The following is a 740-nucleotide window of genomic DNA, read 5'->3' as shown; positions in this document are numbered from 1 at the left end:
GTCGGGCGAGACCGCCTCCTACATGCGGCCCAACTTCTTCGTGAACACCCCGGACATCCTGCACGAGTTCCTCCAGCGCGGCGGCCGTCCGGCCTTCGAGCTGCGGGCCGTGCTCGCCGCCACCCTCTCCCCCACCTGGGGCATCTACAGCGGGTTCGAACTGTGCGAGAGCACCCCGCTGCGGGCCGGCAGCGAGGAGTACATGGACTCCGAGAAGTACCAACTGCGGCCCCGCGACTGGGAGTCGTCGGAGCGAAACGGACATAGCATCGCGCCATTGGTGCGCGCGCTCAACGCGGTCAGGCGGCGCAGTCCCGCGCTGCGTCAGTTGCGCGATCTCCACTTCCACCACACGGACAAGGACGCGGTGATCGCCTTCTCGAAGTCCGCCGTGGACGCACGCGGTTCGAACACGGTTGTGGTGGTGGTCAACCTCGACCCCCACCACACCCAGGAGGCCACGGTCTCGTTGGACATGCCGCGACTCGGCCTGGACTGGCACGAGACCGTGCCGGTGCGCGACGAGCTCACCGGCGAGACCTACCACTGGGGCAGGGCCAACTATGTGCGTCTGGAACCCGGGCATAGCCCCGCGCACATCCTCACCGTCCTGCGACCGTCCTCACCGCAGATCGGAGGGTCACCCACAACATGATCGTCAATGAGCCCGTCCCGGACACGTTCGAGGACACCCCGGCCAAGGACCGCGACCCCGACTGGTTCAAACGCGCCGTCTTCTA

At 67.2% G+C, this 740-nt stretch carries 1 pseudogene; it reads left to right on the top strand.

Annotated features, from left to right (window positions below):
- A pseudogene (locus ABEB03_RS43670) lies at positions 1-655 on the top strand (alpha-1,4-glucan--maltose-1-phosphate maltosyltransferase); the annotation flags it as partial.
- Positions 656-740 lie beyond the last annotated feature (85 nt).

Origin of the sequence: Streptomyces siamensis, from assembly GCF_039543605.1 — a bacterium.
GTDB lineage: Bacteria > Actinomycetota > Actinomycetes > Streptomycetales > Streptomycetaceae > Streptomyces > Streptomyces siamensis.
Note: the sequence above shows the minus strand (reverse complement) of the source record. Positions and strands in the feature narration are given on the sequence as shown.